Source organism: Occultella aeris (genome assembly GCF_902703175.1).
Lineage (GTDB): Bacteria > Actinomycetota > Actinomycetes > Actinomycetales > Beutenbergiaceae > Occultella > Occultella aeris.
In genome coordinates this window covers 125,057-140,117 of record NZ_CACRYJ010000046.1, presented here as the reverse complement: position 1 = coordinate 140,117, position 15,061 = coordinate 125,057, and the positions used below count along the sequence as shown (strand labels likewise).

The window sequence follows — 15,061 nt, the reverse complement described above, 5'->3', positions numbered from 1 at the left end:
GGGCGGGACTACTCTCGGGGTCACGCAGGGGATGCCACCATCGAGGACGAGATGTCACCCAGGATCGATCTGAATCCGCGACGCGCCGACGACGACGAACCCGTCGGCCAGCCGCCCACGCTCGGCGAAGTCACGAACCCGTACACGGTTCCGCACGAGGACGAACCCGAGACCACCTGACCGGGCGCCGGTCCGCGCGAGCCGTCTGACGGGGGCGGCTCACGCGGACCACGCTCCGCCTCTGCCGGCTAGCCGACCGAAGCAACCCAGATGCTCGCGGGCGCACCGCTGAGCGTCTCCCTGCCGGACGGGTCCGGGACCCGCTGCAGGCGCGCCGAGGCACCCTCCGTGGTCGCGACGCCACGCGCCTGCGCTGCCTCCACGACCCGCTCGCGGAACTTCGCCCAGTCCCCGCCGCCCTGCGGGAACTCCTGGAACTCGATCGTCTTGACGACGGCGAGCCGAACCCCGCCGGGCACGCCGGTCAGCCGGACGTGGATGTCGTCACGATCGGCGAAGGTCACGTACCACTGCCCGGGACCGGCCGCGGCCGCCTTCTTCGGCTTGGCCGCCACCGCCGCGTTGATCACCTCGGTGGCCGTGCCGGCGTCCGTCCGCAGCTCGAGCGTGGTGGCCAGTGCATCCAGCGCCGTCGGGAGGCGCTTGGCCGCGAACGCCTTGCCGGCGTTCTCCCCAGCCTTCTGGGCGCGGCTGGTGAGCAGTCCCTTCCAGAGCGGGGACGCGAGCAGCGCGACGACCAGCAGGGCGATACCGATGAATTGCCAGGTTTCCACGGGACTCCTAGATCTCAGGCCTCGTGGGCGAGGACGCCCGCCCTGCGCGAGGATAGCGGCACGAACGTACGGGCCCGGTACGTCGGCACAGAAAAGTCCAGGCCAGCCGATGGCTGACCTGGACTTCCTTCGTGGCGGGGGCGGGATTTGAACCCGCGACCTCCGGGTTATGAGCCCGGCGAGCTACCGAACTGCTCCACCCCGCGTCGGTAAACACAACCTTACGGGTCCGCCCGCGCCGGGGCAAATCCGCGGACCGTGGCGCCGGTCACACCGACGCCACGGCCGCACGATCAGCCCGTCGTCGCGGCGTCCGTCGGGTCCTCGGTGGCGCTCTCATCCGCGGGGGCTGCGCCGGCGAGCTCCTGCTCGGCGGCCATCGCGTCCGCGATAGCCTCCTCCAGCTGCGTCTGGGCCTCGCCGTACGCTGCCCAGTCGCCGCTGGCGAGCGCCTCGTCGGAGGCGGTGAGCGCGGCACCGGCTGCCGCGAGCGCGTCGTTCAGGCGCTGCTGTGCGTCGACGTCCGGGGTCTCGGTTCCGTCACCGCCGCCGGTGCCGGTCCCCTCGTCGGGGGTCGGATCGACGTCGGCGTCGCCGGCGTTCGCGCCGGAGTCACCTTCGAACACCTGGTCGAGCGCCTGGTCGAGGGTCTGCGCGAAGCCGACTTCGTCACCGAACGCAACGAGCACGCGCCGCAGCAGCGGGTACTGGGTGCCGCCCGAGGACTGCACGTAGACGGGCTGGACGTAGAGCACACCGCCACCGACGGGCAGGGTGAGCAGGTTGCCCTGGATCACCTCCGAGCCCCCGCGGCCGAGGATGTTCAGCTCGTTCGCCGCGGCGGCGTCCGAGTCGAAGTTGCCCTGTACCTGACCCGGTCCCGGGACGGTCTCGTCCCGTGGGAGCTCGAGCAGCGTCAACGTGCCGTAGTCCTCCGCGACCTCCCCCGGGGTGTTCCCGGGCTCGGCATTCACCGCCAGGAAACCTGTGAGGACGTTCCTGGTGTCGTCGTCCACGATGAAGGACGTGGTCAGCGAGAACGAGGCCTGGTCCTGCTCCGGCAGCGCCAGGGTCAGGTAGTACGGCGGCTGCGGAACCTCCGCGTCCGAGGTCGGGTCGTTCGGGACCCGCCAGAAGTCGGCCGTCGTGAAGAAGCTCTCGGCGTCGGTGACGTGGTACTGGGTGAGCAGTTCACGCTGCACCTTGAACATGTCCTCGGGGTAGCGCAGGTGGCTCATCAGGTCACCGCTGATCTCGGAGATCGGCTGGATCTTGCCCGGGAAGATGGCGTCCCAGGTGGCCAGGATCGGGTCCTCGGGGTCCCACGCGTACAGCGTCACGGAGCCGTCGTAGGCGTCCACGACCGCCTTGACCGAGTTGCGGATGTAGTTGATGTAGTCCGGAAGGGCTGCGACCGGCACCTCACCGGACTCGGTCAGCGAGTCGGTGATCGCGGACTCGAGCTCCTGGCGGGCCGAGTAGGGGTACTCGTTGGAGGTGGTGTAGGCGTCGACGACCCAGACGACCTCCTTCATCCCGTCGTCGTCGGTGTCCACCACGGCCGGGTAGGTGGACCCTTCCAGGGTCAGGAACGGAGCCACCCGGGCAACCCGCTCCAGCGGGTCCCGGTTGTAGAGGATCTGGGACTCGGAGGTGACCCGGTCGGAGAACAGGATCTGCTCGCTGCCGAACCTGGCCGCGTACAGGGCCTGGTTCCAGATGTTGCCGATCGACGGGCCGCCGTCGCCGGTGAACGTGTTGTTCACCTGGCCGTTCGGCGCGCTGTCGTCCGGGTAGTCGAGCTCCCAGGGCGGGGTACCCTCCGGCGCCCCGACGATCGAGTACTCCGGCGAGTTCGGGCTGAAGTAGATGCGCGGCTCGTAGGTGTCGCCGAAGATGCCGGTGCTCGGGATCCCGCTCTCGAAGAAGGCCGGCCGGCCGTCCGAGGTGACCGTGTTGCCGTACGCGGCCACGACCCCGAACCCGTGGGTGAACACGGTGTGGTCGTTGACCCAGTTGCTCTGCCCGGCCCCCGCCAGGTCCAGGTCACGCACCGCGATCACCGTGTCCTGACTCTGCCCGTCGATCGTGTACCGGTCCACCGAGAGGGTCGCCGGGAAGTTGTAGTACTGCTTGTTCTGCTGGAGCTGGCGGAACGTCGGCGAGACCTCCTGGGGGTCGAGCAGCCGGATGCTCGCCGTCGACTCCGCGTCCTCGCGCAGGGCCCCGGCCTCGGCCACGGTCTCCGCACTGTAGGGCTGCACCTGGACGTCGGTGAGCCCGTACGCCTCTCTTGTCGCGTTGATGTTGCGCTGGATATAGGTGGCCTCGAGCGCCTGCTCGTTCGGGCCGACCCGTACCCCCTGGATGATCGCCGGGTAGATCCCGCCCACGAGGATGGCCGAGACCACCATGAGGGAGACCCCCACGGCGGGCAGTCGCCAGTTCCCGCGCACCCCGGTGTAGATGAACAGCACCGCCACGAAGACTCCGATGACGGCGAGGATCGCCTTCGCGGGCAGCACCGCGTTGATGTCGGTGTAGGACGCGCCGCTGAACCGGTCGCCGTCGTTGGACAGCAACGAATACCGGTCCAGCCAGTAGTTGATGGCGATCAGCAGCGTGAACACGGCGGCCAGGATCGCCACATGGATCCGGGCCGGCCGGGAGATCTTCTCGCCGCGGCCCATCGGCTGAAGCGCGCCGTAGAGGTAGTGGGTGAACACGGCCGCGACCGCGCAGAAGAACGTCGTCGTCATCAGGAACGAGACGATGAACCGTAGGAACGGCAGCGTGAACATGTAGAAGGACAGGTCGATCCCGAACTGGGGGTCCGTCGTTCCCCACTCCTGACCGTTGAGGGCCAGGAGTGCGGTCTGCCACTGCGTGCTCGCCGCGGAGCCCGCGAAGAAGCCGGCCAGGATCGGGCCGCCGATGAACGCGATCCGGCGCAGCGGCTCGAACGCCTCCCGGTACCGGTCCAGGTCCTGCTGCTGCTGGGTGGTCGGCACGTACATCGGCCGGTGCCGGTAGGCGAGGTACAGGTTCAGCCAGATGGCACCGCCCATGACCACGCCACCGGCGATGAACATCAGCGCCCGGGTGACCCATTCGGTCCGGATCACCTCGCTGTAGCCCACTTGGTCGAACCAGAGCCACTCGGTCCAGAACCGGGCCAGGATCAGGAAGGCGACCACCACCCCGACCAGGACCAGCAGGGTGGGCAGCAACACGCCACGTTGGCGGCGCCCCCCGCTCGAGCGGGCGGAACGACTGGCAGCGAATGACACGAGTGACACCTCAGGGGCTTAGGTCAGGACGGCGAGCGCGGGCACAGCGTTGGACGGCGTGCTCACACACTTCACAACGCACGAGCCCTCTGGGAAGTTTCGCATACTCTCCCGACGCTGAGACGATGGGGTCGTGAACACCGAGATGACCCCCCGCGAACGCTCACTCACCATGGCCGTCATCGAGATCGAGCAGCATTCGGCCGCGGCCGGTTGGGATGCGCCCGTGAGTGTGTTCGCCCTGATCCGCACCGCCGACGCCCTCGCGGACAACCCCGCGCTCGCCGGGGAGTTCCCACCCGAGGTCGTGGCGGCGGCGCGGCACGATCCCGAGCACCTGACCTCGATCGAGCAGGACGGTCTGCCGGAGTCGACGAACCTCGAGGAACTGCTCGCCCAGCTGGCGTGGCCCGAGACGGTGGCCGGTGCGGCGATCGTGGTCGAGCGGATCGTGGTGCCCCCGGAGGCCGAGGCGAACATGCCGCAGGACCCGGACGCCGGGGTGGACTACCTGATGAATCACCCGGACCGGCAGGACGTGCGCATCGCCGCCGGCCGGCTGCGCACCGGAGAGAGCTGGTGCGCGCTGCGCTCGCGCGCGAACGACAACGACGACGCGGTGGCAGGCGGACCCGACGCGGTGCCGGGCCTGGTCGAGGCCCTCGCAGCGACGTTGCGCTGAGCCGGGCGCCCGGGCGCTCAGGCCGTCGCCGGAACCACCGAGCCGGGCCGGACGCGCATCAGCCGGTGGTGCAGACCGGAAGATCGGACGTGTCCCCGGCTGCGATCGCCTCGACGGCGGTCCGGGCCTCGTCGAGGGTGGCCACACGGAACACCTCGAGACCGTCGGGGACGTTCCCGACCACCTCGCCGCAGTTGTCCGCGGGCGCGAGGAAGAAATCGGCGCCGTCGCGCTCGGCCGCGTACATCTTCAACGTGATGCCGCCGATCGGGCCGACGTCGCCGCCGAGCGACATCGTGCCGGTCCCGGCGATGACCTCACCGCCGGTCAGGGCCCCGGGGGTCATCTGGTCGATGATGCCCAGCGCGAACATCGTGCCGGCGCTCGGACCGCCGACGTTCTCGATCTTGATGTCCACCTCGACCGGGAACTCGAACTCGGCGCTCAGGTAGATCCCGAGCAGGCTCCCACCGGAGCCGTCGTCGGTGGTCAGGATCTCAACGTCGGTGGCCACCCCGTTCCGGTCCACGCCGAGCGTGACCGCGGTGCCGGGAGGTGTGGCCTCGAGCGCGTCGTCGAGGTCGGCGTAGGTGGTGATCGTCGTCGTCGGGAGGTCGGGAGTGCGGATCGACGCGATCACGTCGCCCTGCTCGACCGTTCCGGCGGCGCCCCGGTCGGGGTCGGCGCCGGAGATGGTCAGGGTGGCGGGCACGTCGTAGCCCAGGGCGGTCAGCGCCGACACCGTCGCGTTCTCCTGCGAGGAGGACATCTGCTGGGCACCGATCAGGTCCTGCTCCTCCTGGGTCAGCGAGGGATCCACGGCCGTCTCCACCGGCACCACCCGCTGTCCGGCGGACAGCCATCCGCGGATCACGCTGCCGACGTCCACCGGGAAGCCGGGTCCCCCGGCCGTGGTCACGGTGGTCAGCCGCAGTTCGCCCTCGGTGGGATAGGTCTCGGCCCCCTCCACGGTGATCAGCGGCACGTCGTTCACGGAGCCGAGGGTGTCGAATGTGGGACCGGCGCCCTGGACCGCGAACGGAACGGGCTGCAGGATCATCGTCAGCAGCAGCCCGAAGGCGGCGAGCCCCGAGATCGTCATCGTGATCGACCGGTTCGTCAGGACCAGGCGTCGCCGCAGGGCCCGCCAGCGACCGCCGGGCGTCGGCGGGGCGGAGTGCTCGGGCTGGTCGGAGTGCATCACGGACTCGGGAGCCTGCGTCGACATGGGCCCATCATCCCCCGAGCGTGCGCCCTGAGCGAAAGCCACCCGGTCGGGCATCGCACCGACCCTCCGGTGTGGTTACCGTGGGGCATGACCGAGCAGACCCCGTCAGGCCGCGACGAGTGGCGCCGCATGCTCGAGCAGATGCTCGGGCCGGAGGCGGCCGAGGAGGCCATGCGCGCGCTTGAGGCCAGCGGCGTGGACCCGGAGCAGTTCGCCTCGGTCGCCGGCATGCCGCAGAACCCGCAGCAGATGGCCGCGGCGATGTCACAGATGCGCCAGATCCTCTCGGCCGATGACGGCGGCGCGTCGGACTGGCGGATCGCCCACGACGTGGCTCGGCAGGCCGCCCACACCGGCGGTGACCCGAGCGTCTCGGCCGCGGATGCGGCGAAGGCCCGCTCGGTGCTCAGCGTGGCCGACCTCTGGCTCGACGCGGCCACCGACCTGCCTCCTTCGGGCGGCCAGCAGATCGCCGCCTCCCGGGCGGAGTGGGTGGAGCGGACGCTGCCGACCTGGCGTGCGGTCGCCGAACCCATCGCGACGTCGGTCGCGGATGCCCTGGCCACGATGATGAGCGTCGATGAACTGCCCGAGGAGGCGACGGCGATGCTCGGCGGGGTGGACATCGGCGCTATGATGCGCCGTCTCGGCGCGCTGAGCTTCGCAATGCAGGTGGGCCAGGCGGCCGGCACCCTGGCGCGCGAGGTGTTCGGTGGCACTGACACCGGCCTGCCGCTCCTGCCCGAGCCCAGCCTGCTGCTGGTGCCGGCCAACCTGCATGAGTTCGCGGCGGACCTGGACGCCCCCGAGGACGAGGTGTGGCATTTCCTCGCGGTCCGAGAGGCCGCGCACGCGCGGCTGTTCGCCCACGTGCCGTGGCTGCGTGGGCACCTGCTCGGCGCCGTCGAGCAGTACGCCCGCGGCATCGAGATCGACCTGGCACACCTGGAGGAGTCGGTGCGGTCCATCGACCCCACGGACATGGACCAGCTCCGCAGCGCCCTGTCCGGCGGGATCTTCTCGACCCAGCACACCCCGTCCCAGGAGCAGGCGTTGTCCCGGCTCGAGACGGCCCTGGCCCTGGTGGAGGGCTGGGTCGAGGAGGTCACCGCGAACGCGGTCGCCCCGCACCTGCCCCACCACGTGCCGCTCCGGGAGATGCTGCGACGGCGGCGCGCTGCCGGTGGTCCCGCCGAGGACACCTTCCACACGCTCGTCGGGCTGGAGCTGCGGCCACGCCGGGCCCGCGATGCGGCATCCCTGTGGGCGCTCGTGGCCCGGGAAAAGGGCCAGGACGTCCGGGACGCACTCTGGTCACACCCGGACGTGATCCCCACCGCGGCCGACCTCGACGAGCCTGCCGGCTTCCTGGACCGCCGGGCGTTCGCCGCACAGGTGGACCAGGACGTCGATGCCGCGCTGGCGGCACTGCTCGACGGCGAGCTCGGCTACGAGGCGGGAGCCGCCGAGAACGACGGCGGCACCGGGGTCGGTCCCGACGGCGGCACTGCGGCTGGTCCGGACCGCGTCGAGAACGACGGTGGCACGCAAGGGGGGCCGGACGGCACGACGGGCGACGGCGGCTCGGGCGACGGTCCCGACGGCGACCGGGACTGAACCGGCTGACGTGACACCGCCAGGTCAGCGGGCGGGGGTGTCCCTGGCGTAGGAGATCCCGAGCAGGAACCCACGGGCGCGCTCGGTCTGCGGGTAGCGCTCCACCAGGTGCCAGAAGTCGGTGCCGTGTCCGGGGACCAGCAGGTGCGCCAACTCGTGCAGGAGCACGTAGTCGAGCACCCACTCGGGCATGCCCTGCACCCGATCGGAGATCCGGATCGTGCGGCGCGCCGGTGTGCAGGACCCCCAACGGGTGTCCTGGTTGGCGACCCATTCCACGGACGCCGGCGGGGCGAGGCCGTCGAGGTACGCTGCGCACAGGTCCGCGGCGCGCGCGGCGAGGTCGGCGTCGGAGGGGCGGCGGCGCTGGTCGGAGGCGGCCATCCGCTCGAGCATCCGGTTGACCCAGGCGTCCTCCTCGGCCCTGGTGAACCGGCTCGGGATCGCCACCACGGTGCGGCCGGCCTCCCGGTACGCGGACACGGTCTTGCGCCGGCGGGTGCTGCGTCGCACCTCGACCGTGCCGTGCCCCTCGATCTCCCGCTCGCTCATGTCGGCTTCACTTTGGCACAGCGCGTCCTCGTTATCCACAGACACGACCACATCGCCGACCCGTCCCGGCCCGCTGTGTCACGCTCGTGGCTGAGGGAGGGGACATGCGCATTCGCGACGGTTTCGAGGTCTACTGGCGCGAGCCGGGGGCCAGTCAGGTGGGGCTGGATCCGCGCTGCGCGGTGCTTCTGGAGGATCTGAGCGAGGGCGAGCAGCAGGTGCTCGAAGCCCTTGGTCGAGAGGTCGACCGGGCGGCCCTGCTCACCCTGGCGAACGCCCACTCGGTGCGCACCGCGGCGGTCGATGTACTGCTCGAGCGGCTCCGGGTGGCGGGGGTGCTGCTCGAGGAGGGCACCGTCGCAGGCGACCCGGATGCCCGGTACTGGCAGGTGGCCGCCGCGGCCGGGATCGAACCACCCGGGTCGCGTCTCGATCGCGTGATCCAGGTCTGCGGTGTCGATCAGCTGGGGTTGCGGATCGCGGTGATCCTGGCCCAGTCCGGCATCGGCTCGGTGCTCCTGCAGGACCGGTCCAGGGTGCGCCCGGAGGATGTCGGAGCCGGGTTGTTCCGCCCCGGTGACGTGGGCGTCAACCGGGCCGAGGTGGGACGCGCGGTCCTGCGTGCGGTCGCCCCGAAGGTCGGCGTGACGGTGCCCGTCCGGACCCGCCCGGACCTCGTCGTGGTGGTCGACCACGGGGTGGTCGATCCGGTGCCGCTACGGGTCCTGATGCGCGAGGATGTCGCGCACCTCCCGGTCCTCGTGCGGGAACTGGACGTCGTGGTGGGTCCGTTGGTGCGCCCCGGCCTGGGCGTGTGCCTGCGGTGCGTGGACCTGTACCGGTGCGAGGCGGACGCCCGTTGGCCGGCGGTCGCCACCCAGGTTGCCACGCGCCCGCCGTCCGGCGTCGAGACCTCACTCGGCTGGTCGGGCGCGGCCCTCGCCGCCGGCCAGATCCTGGCCGTCCTCGACGGCCGGCAGGCCGCCGTCGAGGGTGCCGAGCTGGCGCTGACGGCGTGGGACCCGATCCCGGTGCTAAGGGACTGGCAGGTGCACCCGGAGTGCGGGTGCTCCCCGGCCGCCCTCGGCGTGCCGTCCGGTACCTCGCCGCAGACATCGAAGGGCGGGCACCGGTGACCGGTGCCCGCCCTGTCGCTGCGGGGAGCCCGCCCGCCGCTCACGCGGCTGACGGGTCCCGCCTGGCGGACGGTGCATACGGGTCGTCCTTGCGGGGCCGGCCGCGGCCACGCTTACGGGCCACGACCTGACCATCGATGAAGACCTCCCCGCCCCAGACGCCCCACGGCTCGCGCCGCTCGATGGCGCCTTCGAGGCACTCCTTGCGGATCGGGCAGGTGACGCAGAGCGCCTTCGCGCGCTCGACGTCGGCGCCCTGTTCGGCGAACCAGAGGTCCTGGTTCCGCGCGTCCTGGCACGGCAGCGGCTGGTCGCCCGAGATCGGGAGGTCGATCGTCTGCTCGGGCAGGGGCCAGGTCGTGGCCGATCCCCCGAGGGTGAATTGATCGAGAACTGATGTGAACTGCACGAGATGCTCCTGAGGCATGGTGTGTGGGTCGACCGGTGGGGTACCGGGTCTGTCACAAGCCGGGGAGATCTATCCCTGGAGTAGTGAGAAGAGCCGCGGACCCTTGGTGGGCTCCGCGGCTGGGACTCAGTGCAGTGCTGCTGCTAACTGATCCTGGATGCGGAGCCGGGCATGGCTGTGCCGGGAACGGCGAAACCGATGGGCGCGAGACGCGAGCCGCCGGCCGTGCCCTTGGCACGGCCCGGAGTGAACACAACGGCGCGCGGTCGGATATCGACTCGCGTGGACTGGGTATCGATCAGATTCATCATGTGTGCTCACTCCCTTCAGGCCTTGGGGGCTGCTCGGTGCTGGCTAGGCGCAACCCATCGATCAGGAACGTGTGACAGCCTACGTCGGCCGCACCCGAGGACCCAACCCTTTTTAGGAACTTTCTTCAGATTGATTTCCGACGGGGTCCTCGCCGCGCACGACGGCGAGGATCGCAGGGCCGTAAGCCTCGAGTTTGGTGGGCCCGATCCCCCTCAGGATCGCGAGGTGCCGTAGCTCCCGCGGCTGGGCGGCGGCGACCGCGATCAGGGTGGTGTCATGCAGGATCGTGAAGGCCGGCTTCTCGATCCGCTCGGCCACCTCGGCGCGCCAGCGGCGCAGTCGCTCGACCAGGTCCGGATCCGCATCGTGCTCGGTGACTGCCGCGGTCAGCGCGTCGCGCCGACCGGCCCGGGAGTCCGAATGGCGACCGTGCCGGCGTCCGCCGGCCTCCTCCGACGGCCAGATCCCGTCCAGGAACCGGGACCGCCTCCGGGTGGCCCGGCCACCGGTGTTGCGGGACCTGGCGTAGGACAACTGCAGGTGCTCACGGGCGCGGGTGACGCCCACGTACAGGAGCCGGCGCTCCTCTTCGATCGCCTCGTCGCCCTCGGCGAGCGAGATCGGCAGCAGGCCCTCGCTGACCCCGACCAGGAACACGGCGTCCCACTCCAGTCCCTTCGCGGCGTGCAAGGACGCGAGCGTCGCCCCCTCCACGGTCGGCGCGTGCTGGGCAGCTGCCCGCTCCCCCAGCTCGGCAACGAACTCGGGCATGTCCGCACCCCTGGACGCCGCGAGCTCGTCGGCGAGCCCGACGAGGGAGTTCAGCGATTCCCACCGTTCCCGGACCGCCCCCCGCACGGCGGGCGCCTCGGGCGCCCATCCGACGCTGGTCAGGACATCGCGGACGAGCTCTGGCATCGGCGTCTCGCCCTGGCTGCGGGCGGCGCCGCGCAGCAGCACGACGGCGTCCCGCACCTCCTTGCGGGAGAAGAACCGTTCCCCGCCGCGCACCAGGTAGCCGACGCCGGCCTGGCTGAGCGCCTGCTCGAACGCCTCGGCCTGGGCGTTGGTCCGGTACAGCACGGCGATCTCGCTGGCCTTCACGCCGCCGCGGACCAGTTCTCCGATCCGCACCGCGACCGCACGTGCCTCGGACTCGTCGTCGTCATGGGTCTCGAACCTCACGGCCGGCCCGGAGGGCCGCTGCGCGCGCAACTCGACGGCGGCGCTGGAGCGGGCCCGGCCGGCGCGGGCCAGCACGTTGTTCGCCAGCGAGACCACCTGCGGCGTCGAGCGGTAGTCCCGGACCAGCCGCACCACGGTGGCGTCGGGGTGGCGCCGACCGAACTCGGTCAGGTAGCGCGGGCTCGCGCCGGTGAACGAGTAGATCGTCTGGGAGACATCCCCGACCACGCACAGCTCGTTCCGGTCCCCGAGCCAGAGCTCCAACAGGCGGTGCTGCAGCGGGGAGACGTCCTGGAACTCATCGACGATGAAGTGGCGGTACTGCTTGCGGACCTCGGCGGCGATGTCACCGCGTTCGGCGAGGATGCCGACCATCAGCAGCAGCACGTCCTCGAAGTCGATCACGTGCCGTTCGGTCTTGGCGTCCTCGTAGACCGAGAGCAGCCGGGCCACGGTGGTGAGGTCCTGGCCGGCCGCGCCGGAACGTCCGGCGCGAGCCGCGGCCGCCACGTAGTCCTCGGCGGTGACCATCGACACCTTGGCCCATTCGACCTCGGCGGCGAGGTCACGGATCGCGATCCGGTCCACGGCCACGCCGAGCCGGCCGGCCGCCTCGGCGATCAGCGGGGCCTTGTGCTCGACGATCCGGGGGATGCCGCCGCCGATCGCGGCCGGCCAGAAGTAGGAGAGCTGCCGCAGCGCCGCCGCGTGGAACGTGCGCGCCTGCACGCCGGAGACCCCGAGCTCGCGCAGCCGGGTGCGCATCTCGCCCGCCGCCCGGGCTGTGAACGTCACCGCGAGGACCGTGGTCGGGTTGTACACGCCGGTCACCACACCGTGTGCGATCCGGTAGGTGACCGCCCTGGTCTTTCCCGTGCCGGCGCCAGCGAGCACGCAGACCGGTCCGGTCAGTTGGGAGGCGACGGCGCGCTGGTCCTCGTCGAGTGCGGCGAGCAGCTCCTCGGCGCCGGGCAGGGTGGGTGCGGACATCGAGATGATTCTCGCAGCCCGGTCCGACACCGGTGCCCGGTGTCCACAGGCGGGGGAACAATCGGCCGGGCCCGGTGGTTCGCTCAGGTGAGGCCGCCCTGCGGACCACCATCCGGCCCGCGGGCCGAACGCCGATCCATCTCCCTACTGGAGGAATCCGTTGAGCACCACCGCACCCGAGGCCGGCACCATCACGATGTACAGCACCACCTGGTGCGGGTACTGCCGCCGGTTGAAGACGCAGCTGAAGAGTGCCGGGATCGCCTACAACGAGGTCAACATCGAGGAGGACCCGGGCGCAGCAGCGTTCGTGGAGCAGGTCAACGACGGCAACCAGACGGTGCCGACGATCCTGTTCCCGGACGGCACCGCCGCCACGAACCCATCCCTCGCCCAGGTGCAGGAGCGCCTCGGCGCCTGATCACCACCACCGCGCGGACGATTCTCAGGCCCAGCGTCGCGCGGTCTCGACCTCGGGAAGCGGTTCGCCGAACCACTCCTCGATCAGGCTCCGCGCGATCGAGGTCGGTCGCGGGAGCCGGATCGTCCCCGTCGTCCACGCCGTCCGCAGCTCGTCGGCGGAGAAGAACCGGGCCTCGGTGATCTCCTCCCCGTCCGGGCGGACGTCGATGGCGAGGGCCCGGCCGACGAAGCCGACCATGAGGGAGGCCGGGAACGGCCAGGGCTGACTGGCCCGGTAGGTCACCTCGCCGACCACCACGTTCGTCTCCTCGAACACCTCGCGGCGCACAGCCGCCTCGAGCGACTCCCCCGGCTCGACGAACCCGGCGGGCACGGAGAACTGGCCGTCCGGCCACTGCGGGGCGTGCCCGAGCAGGATGCGCCCGGCGTCGTCGGTGATCGCCATGATCACGGCGGCATCCGTGCGCGGGTAGTGCAGCGACTCATCGGCGGGGCACCGCCGCACCCAGCCGGCGTCGATCACCTCGGTCGCCGTACCGCACCGGGGGCAGTGGCTGTGGGTGTGGTGCCAGTTGGCGAGGGCGAGCGCCCCGACGGCCAGCCCGGCGTCCCGGTCCCCGAGCTGCCAGCCGATCTCGCGCAGCACGGCGTAGGACTCCGAGCCACCGGTGGTGGACCCCTGCGGGTCGTCGGTGCGCCGGTCCGCGTCGCCGGCGTGGTGCTCCGAACCAAGGATCTGGGCCAGATAGGCACCGTCGTCATCGCGCCCCAGGTACAGCAGACGGGCCCCTTCGGCCCGGTCCGACGGCGGTACGAACGCCAGCGCCGTGTCGTCGCCACCGGTGGTGGCGACCCGGTCGCCGTCGACGGTCAGCAACCGCGTCGAGGCGTCAGCGAGCAGTTCCTCGAGCAGTCCGGGACGGACCCGCGCATGCGCATCCCGATCGACACTGGCGCGAGCGAGGGGCAGGAGATCGGAGTGCACGGGTTCACCGTAGATCAGACGCGCCGATGCGGCGCACCCTCCCTTGGCGGCAAGGTCACCTACCGTGGTGTTGTGTCCGAGCCGAACGCCTCCCGGTCCCCACTCGCCCTCGCCGCGCTGGCGACCGTCGCCCTGCCGGGTCTCGACGTGGTCGCGACCCGTCCCCCGCGCACGCCCGGCGCAGACTTCGACGTGGTGGGTGTGATGGACGCCACCGGGTCGCGGTGGATCGTCAGGTCCCCGCGGGACTCCGCCGCCGGGGCGGCGCTCGAGGGAGAGGTCGCGCTGCTCGAGGCGCTCGGCCGCGCCGCCGACGACGACCTGCTCACCTTCGACGTGCCGAGGCCGGCGGGGTTCGCACCGCTGCCCGAGGGTGGCCGCGCGATGGTCTACCCCGAGCTGCGGGGGAAGCCGCTTCCGATCGAGCGGCTCGCCGCCGGCCCCGGCCTGGCCGCACAGGTCGGCCGGGCGATCGCGAGTCTGCACGAGTTGCCGAGCACCGTGGTCGCGGATGCCGGTCTGCCCACCTACGACGCGGACGCCTACCGCCGTCGACGCCTCGCGGAGGTGGACGAGGCAGCCGCGACCGGGCACATCCCGCCCGGCCTGCTCCGCCGCTGGGAGCATGCCCTCGAGGACGTCACCCTGTGGCGGTTCCGGGCCACCCCGGTGCATGGGGACCTGGCGGCCGAGCACGTCCTGGTGGTCGACGACGACGTGGTCGGGATCCTCGACTGGTCCGACGCCCGGGTGGCCGACCCTGCCGACGACCTTGCCTGGCTGCTGGCCGCAGCGCCGGAGGAGTCCCTCGACGCGATCCTCGAGGCGTACGCGCTGGCCCGGACCGAACGTGCCGACGAGCACCTGACCGCGCGGGCGCTGCTCGCGAGCGAGCTGGCGGTGGCCCGGTGGCTGATGCACGGGGTGCGGCACCGCGACGGGGCGATCATCGACGACGCCGTCCAGATGCTGCACGAGCTCGACGAGGAGGTGACCGGTCAGCCGCCGATCGGGCACTCCGAGCCGGTGATCCCGGACGTCGCCCCGCTCCCCGAGGTCAGCGAGGACGCGGCCGGCGACGAGACCGCGGGTGACGACGAGGACTGGGCCGACGAGGAGCACCCGGACGCCATGGACGAGCGGGGGGAGGCGGACGACGAGGACCGGGGCGACCGCGAGGCCCTGGCGGTCCACGACGACGCGACCGGCGACGAGACCGCGGACATCGACGACGACGTGGAGGTCGAACACGCCCGGTCGGCCGTATCGCCGGGTCGCCCGCTGTGGCGCCGCACGAGCGAACTGGCCGGCGACGACTCCGACACCGCCGAACATGCGGTGGTCGAGGACGACGAGGAGGACTTCATCGTTCCCGACTACGAGCGCAGCCAGCCACGTCGGGGTTTCGACGACACCCCGACGACCGAGTTCCCGCCGCACCGCACCTGACTGCTGCGC

13 protein-coding genes and 1 tRNA gene are annotated in these 15,061 nt (G+C 71.4%); 6 read left to right on the top strand and 8 right to left on the bottom strand.

Annotation, left to right across the window (positions count from 1 at the left end; translation table 11 throughout):
* The first annotated feature begins 51 nt into the window (after nucleotides 1–51).
* A complete protein-coding gene (locus HALOF300_RS27555; RefSeq protein WP_269455296.1) occupies nucleotides 52–180 on the top strand; it encodes a hypothetical protein in 129 nt (42 codons plus the stop codon).
* A 68-nt stretch (nucleotides 181–248) separates the two neighbouring features.
* Here the strand turns inward: HALOF300_RS27555 and HALOF300_RS15640 are convergent, their stop codons facing one another.
* The 3 genes from HALOF300_RS15640 to HALOF300_RS15630 all read right to left on the bottom strand — a co-directional run bounded on the left by HALOF300_RS15640 (nucleotide 249) and on the right by HALOF300_RS15630 (nucleotide 4,027).
* Nucleotides 249–794 (bottom strand): hypothetical protein, encoded by a 546-nt coding sequence (locus HALOF300_RS15640; protein WP_156741847.1) that lies wholly within the window; start codon nucleotides 792–794, stop codon nucleotides 249–251.
* Nucleotides 795–926: 132 nt separating this feature from the next.
* A tRNA-Met gene (locus HALOF300_RS15635) sits at nucleotides 927–1,000 on the bottom strand.
* Between the two features lie 87 nt (nucleotides 1,001–1,087).
* Entirely contained in the window at nucleotides 1,088–4,027 is a 2,940-nt protein-coding gene (locus HALOF300_RS15630) for a UPF0182 family membrane protein (protein ID WP_231955442.1), read from the bottom strand.
* A 190-nt stretch (nucleotides 4,028–4,217) separates the two neighbouring features.
* Between HALOF300_RS15630 and HALOF300_RS15625 the strand changes: the two genes are divergently transcribed.
* Nucleotides 4,218–4,766: a PPA1309 family protein gene (locus HALOF300_RS15625; RefSeq protein ID WP_331716240.1), complete on the top strand. Its 549-nt coding sequence runs from the start codon at nucleotides 4,218–4,220 to the stop codon at nucleotides 4,764–4,766.
* Between the two features lie 58 nt (nucleotides 4,767–4,824).
* Here HALOF300_RS15625 and HALOF300_RS15620 read toward each other — a convergent pair whose 3' ends face one another.
* Nucleotides 4,825–5,994, bottom strand: a complete 1,170-nt coding sequence (locus HALOF300_RS15620; protein WP_231955440.1) for a YlbL family protein — start codon at nucleotides 5,992–5,994, stop codon at nucleotides 4,825–4,827.
* A gap of 87 nt (nucleotides 5,995–6,081) precedes the next feature.
* Between HALOF300_RS15620 and HALOF300_RS15615 the strand changes: the two genes are divergently transcribed.
* Entirely contained in the window at nucleotides 6,082–7,611 is a 1,530-nt protein-coding gene (locus tag HALOF300_RS15615) for a zinc-dependent metalloprotease (protein ID WP_156741845.1), read from the top strand.
* 24 nt (nucleotides 7,612–7,635) lie between these two features.
* Here HALOF300_RS15615 and HALOF300_RS15610 read toward each other — a convergent pair whose 3' ends face one another.
* Nucleotides 7,636–8,163 carry a M48 metallopeptidase family protein gene (locus tag HALOF300_RS15610; protein ID WP_156741844.1) on the bottom strand — a complete coding sequence of 176 codons (528 nt, stop codon included), beginning with the start codon at nucleotides 8,161–8,163 and terminating at the stop codon, nucleotides 7,636–7,638.
* A 104-nt stretch (nucleotides 8,164–8,267) separates the two neighbouring features.
* Between HALOF300_RS15610 and HALOF300_RS15605 the strand changes: the two genes are divergently transcribed.
* A complete protein-coding gene (locus tag HALOF300_RS15605; RefSeq protein WP_156741843.1) occupies nucleotides 8,268–9,299 on the top strand; it encodes a ThiF family adenylyltransferase in 1,032 nt (343 codons plus the stop codon).
* A 40-nt stretch (nucleotides 9,300–9,339) separates the two neighbouring features.
* Here HALOF300_RS15605 and HALOF300_RS15600 read toward each other — a convergent pair whose 3' ends face one another.
* A complete protein-coding gene (locus HALOF300_RS15600; RefSeq protein ID WP_331716239.1) occupies nucleotides 9,340–9,708 on the bottom strand; it encodes a WhiB family transcriptional regulator in 369 nt (122 codons plus the stop codon).
* A gap of 423 nt (nucleotides 9,709–10,131) precedes the next feature.
* Nucleotides 10,132–12,195 (bottom strand): ATP-dependent helicase, encoded by a 2,064-nt coding sequence (locus tag HALOF300_RS15595; protein WP_156741841.1) that lies wholly within the window; start codon nucleotides 12,193–12,195, stop codon nucleotides 10,132–10,134.
* A gap of 196 nt (nucleotides 12,196–12,391) precedes the next feature.
* On the opposite strand from HALOF300_RS15595, the gene HALOF300_RS15590 reads away from it, so the two are divergent.
* Complete coding sequence (locus tag HALOF300_RS15590) at nucleotides 12,392–12,616, top strand: mycoredoxin (protein WP_156741932.1); 225 nt, start codon at nucleotides 12,392–12,394, stop codon at nucleotides 12,614–12,616.
* Between the two features lie 24 nt (nucleotides 12,617–12,640).
* Here HALOF300_RS15590 and nudC read toward each other — a convergent pair whose 3' ends face one another.
* Entirely contained in the window at nucleotides 12,641–13,603 is a 963-nt protein-coding gene (nudC, locus tag HALOF300_RS15585) for an NAD(+) diphosphatase (RefSeq protein WP_231955439.1), read from the bottom strand.
* A gap of 72 nt (nucleotides 13,604–13,675) precedes the next feature.
* Between nudC and HALOF300_RS15580 the strand changes: the two genes are divergently transcribed.
* A complete protein-coding gene (locus tag HALOF300_RS15580) occupies nucleotides 13,676–15,052 on the top strand; it encodes a macrolide 2'-phosphotransferase (protein ID WP_231955436.1) in 1,377 nt (458 codons plus the stop codon).
* The last annotated feature ends 9 nt before the right edge of the window (nucleotides 15,053–15,061 follow it).

What these genes read in the sequence shown, in the direction of transcription:
- HALOF300_RS15590 (WP_156741932.1), top strand. Translation starts at nt 12,392, where the DNA reads ATGTACAGCACCACCTGGTGCGGGTACTGCCGCCGGTTGAAGACGCAG.
- HALOF300_RS15620 (WP_231955440.1), bottom strand. Translation starts at nt 5,994, where the DNA reads ATGTCGACGCAGGCTCCCGAGTCCGTGATGCACTCCGACCAGCCCGAG.
- HALOF300_RS27555 (WP_269455296.1), top strand. Translation starts at nt 52, where the DNA reads ATGTCACCCAGGATCGATCTGAATCCGCGACGCGCCGACGACGACGAA.
- HALOF300_RS15615 (WP_156741845.1), top strand. Translation starts at nt 6,082, where the DNA reads ATGACCGAGCAGACCCCGTCAGGCCGCGACGAGTGGCGCCGCATGCTC.
- HALOF300_RS15605 (WP_156741843.1), top strand. Translation starts at nt 8,268, where the DNA reads ATGCGCATTCGCGACGGTTTCGAGGTCTACTGGCGCGAGCCGGGGGCC.
- HALOF300_RS15595 (WP_156741841.1), bottom strand. Translation starts at nt 12,195, where the DNA reads ATGTCCGCACCCACCCTGCCCGGCGCCGAGGAGCTGCTCGCCGCACTC.
- HALOF300_RS15610 (WP_156741844.1), bottom strand. Translation starts at nt 8,163, where the DNA reads ATGAGCGAGCGGGAGATCGAGGGGCACGGCACGGTCGAGGTGCGACGC.